At 72.0% G+C, this 3189-nt stretch carries 2 protein-coding genes and 1 pseudogene; all 3 read left to right on the forward strand.

Translation table 11 applies throughout. The features are described from left to right. A pseudogene (locus ACLP4W_RS22390) lies at positions 1-1047 on the forward strand (Isoniazid-inducible protein iniC); the annotation flags it as partial. Continuing rightward, positions 1044-2819, forward strand: coding sequence for a hypothetical protein (locus ACLP4W_RS22395; RefSeq protein ID WP_442389613.1), 1776 nt, complete (start codon positions 1044-1046; stop codon positions 2817-2819). The pseudogene ACLP4W_RS22390 and the gene ACLP4W_RS22395, both read left to right, overlap by 4 nt. 30 nt (positions 2820-2849) lie before the next feature. Next, the gene (locus ACLP4W_RS22400; RefSeq protein WP_442389614.1) at positions 2850-3146 is read left to right on the forward strand and encodes an Hsp70 family protein; all 297 of its coding nucleotides are present in this window, start codon (positions 2850-2852) and stop codon (positions 3144-3146) included. Positions 3147-3189 lie beyond the last annotated feature (43 nt).

The raw sequence follows: 3189 nt of genomic DNA on the forward strand, positions 1-3189 counted from the left end.
GACGGTGAGGACGAGCAGGCCGAGGTGGACGCGGTGGTTTACCTGATGCGTCACGTGCACGGCTCCGATGTCCGGTTCCTGGAGACCTTTCGGAACGATCCCGCAGAGCGCCGCCCGATCAACACCATCGCCGTCCTCGGCCGCGCCGACGAGGTCGGCCACGGTCGAGTGGATGCCCTCGACAGCGCGGCCCGGGTAGCGGCCCGTTACCAACAAGACCCACGGCTGCAAGCCCTGTGCCAGACGGTGCTGCCGGTGGCCGGGCTCTTGGCCGCCACCGCGGCGACCCTGCGCGAAGACGAGTTCCGCGCCATTACCGTGCTGGCCCATGCCGACGAGGCCGAGCTGGAGCGGCTGTTGGTCACCGCGGCCCGGTTCACCGGTGCGGAGACCCACATCGCCGTTAACCCGGCATGCCGAGCTGCGCTGCTCGACCGGTTCGGATTCTTTGGGTTGCGGCTCTCGGTGCGACTGGTGCAAAGCGGCGTCGCTACCACCGCGGCTGCGCTCTCTCGCGAGTTGTCGGCCCGCGCCGGCCTCGCCCCGCTACGCGACGCCCTGACCGGGCGCTTCGCCGGCCGCGCCGACGTCCTCAAGGCCCGGTCGGCGTTGCTGGCGCTCGACGCGGTGCTGCAGCGCTGGCCGGTGCCCGCCGCCGCCGGCCTTCGCCACGAATACGAACGCATCACCGCTGGCGCCCACGAATTCGCCGAAATACGCCTGCTAGACACTCTCCGCACGGGGGCGTTGATGCTCACCGACACCGAAAAGGCCGCTGCCTACCGCGTACTCGGTGGTGACGGGGCCGCCCCGGCCACCCGCCTCGCCGTGGACCCCCAGTGCCCGTCCGACGAACTGCACCGCGCCGCAATCGCCGCCCTGGCCCAGTGGCAACGCCGCGCCGAGCATCCCTCGTCAACCCGCGACGTCCGTGAGGCCGCCCGTGTTCTGGTGCGGACCTGCGAAGGGCTGGTTCTGGGCATCCAGCCCTGGCCGCGTGCCGGCACCGCGGAGCCGCGCCCCGCCGCGGAGGGGATGCTGTCATGAGCACCCCTCCCGGCCGGACCGCCTCGGCAGGCGGCGCTGCCGTCGGCATGCCGGCTCGGCTATGGGAAGCGGCCAAGCACGGCGCCCGCGGGACGATTCCCCCATGGGTGCGCGCCGCCCCTGACGCCGGCGCCACCGCCCCACCCCGCATCGGCGAGATAGCCCGCCGGGCCGCCCAGGTAGCGGCCGCAGCCGGGGTCGTCGGCGGTGGGACCGGCGTCGGGGTCGGCGCAGCCGCGGCGGCGTCACGCCCGGTCGACCTCGCCCACTCCGGCGGCAGCGACGCCGGCGCGGACCACATCAGCACAGGTCCCGGCGGCGGTGCCCCCGGGGCTGAGCACATCAGCACGGAGCACATCAGCACAGGTCCCGGCGGCGGTGCCCCCGGGGCTGAGCACATCAGCACGGAGCTCGGCACCGGTTCGCCAGCCAGCTCAGACTCCGGCGGCGCTCCCGGACCGCCGGGCTCCGCATCCGAGGGTGGGGTCACGCTGCACACCAGCGGCGACGGTGGCCACCTCGCCACCGGCCTTGCGACCAGCTGGCGGATGCCCGGCCATGGCGCGGTCGGCGGCGAGCATGGGGAGGACGGCACTGAGGGAGGACACGACGGGCTGACCGTCGAGATGTACCAGGACGTGGTCGTCCGCGAGGGCGCCGACGGCATGTTCAGCGTTGACGCGGTCGAGTACGTCGTGGTCCGCGACGAGCACGGCCACGCCTACGTGTTCCACGAGAACTACCACACGGTGGTGCCCGACCCGCCGGGTCAGGAAACCGACCTGGTCGTTCACGAAACCGACCGCGTTCAGGTCGTGGAGCACCCGGACGGTAGCTTCTCGGTCACCCAGGCCGACAACAGCATCAGCGTCACGGTGGGCTCCGGCGGCGACCGTCACAACGAAGTCACCGTCACCCAGACCGAGAGCGTGCAGACAGGTGATGATCCGAACACCGACGGGCACGACACTGCCTCGCTGACGGAAATCGAGTCCGGCGCCACCACCAGCGACCAGACCGAAGCGGTCTCGACGAGTGTGCCCCAGCCGCCCGGCCAGGAACCGGTCCCCCCGGCAAACGCAGAAGCACCCGGCGGGCCCCCCACCCAAGCCGGAGAAATGAGCGGGCAGAGCGACGACGGCGCCGTGCACGGCACCGCCGGGTCGACGACTTTGTCGACGGCCTCCACGGCAGCGTCATCTCAGGTGGGGACAGCACCGTCGACGCCGCGGGAAGCCTTCCCCGCTGCTCGGGTGATGTCCACACCGCCGCTGGCCAACAGCCTGGGCGTCGCCGCGACGACGGCCGGCGGACTGACGTCGGGCCACGAGCCGGACTCGCCAGGCGCCTTCGCCGGTCTGCGCGGTGGGCCGGCAGAGCCCGGTCGCGGTGCCGCTTCGGCGGGGCACTTCCCGGACGGGCCGGTCCAGGCGCAGCACCCGGCAGGCGGGGCGTTCGACTCCGCGCCCGGCTCGGCGGACTCAAGGCCGTTTGAGCACCCGACGACGGAGCCACCGGCCGACACGCCGACACCGGACCCGCATCAGGACGCAGCGTTCGTCGGCCATGACCAGCCCGGTCTCGACGAACCCGGCGCCCACGGCGGCACCGATCTGGCCGCCGTCGACCCGACCGAGCCCGGGCCCAGCGCCGACGCCCACAGCGTCGGTGAGTACGAAGGGGCAAGCGAGGCTAACCCTGACTCCTCGGCAGGCTCGGCACACGCGCTGTCCGGGCACGACCCCGGCACCGACACCACCGTCATCCATTGATCCGCACACGGGCAGAAAGAAGAGATTCCGATGAGTTACGGGCTGGCTGTCGATCTGGGAACCACCTTCACCGCCGCCGCCATCGCCCGCGACGGGCGGGTTGAAATGGCCACTCTGGGCGACCACACCGATGCCGTCCCCTCGGTCGTGCTGATCCGCGACGACGGCACTGTGCTGACCGGCGAGGTCGCCGAGCGCCGGGCCACGGCCGAGCCCGACCGGGTCGCTCGCGCGGTCAAGCGTCGCTTCGGCGACCCGATGCCGGTGATCCTTGGCGGGTCACCACACCCGGCCACCGCGCTGATCGCCCACCCGCTCTCTAAATGAAGAAGTATTACGGCCATACCAAGCTCTACCTGCACGAAACGAT

Source organism: Mycobacterium sp. (assembly GCF_052145595.1).
GTDB lineage: Bacteria > Actinomycetota > Actinomycetes > Mycobacteriales > Mycobacteriaceae > Mycobacterium.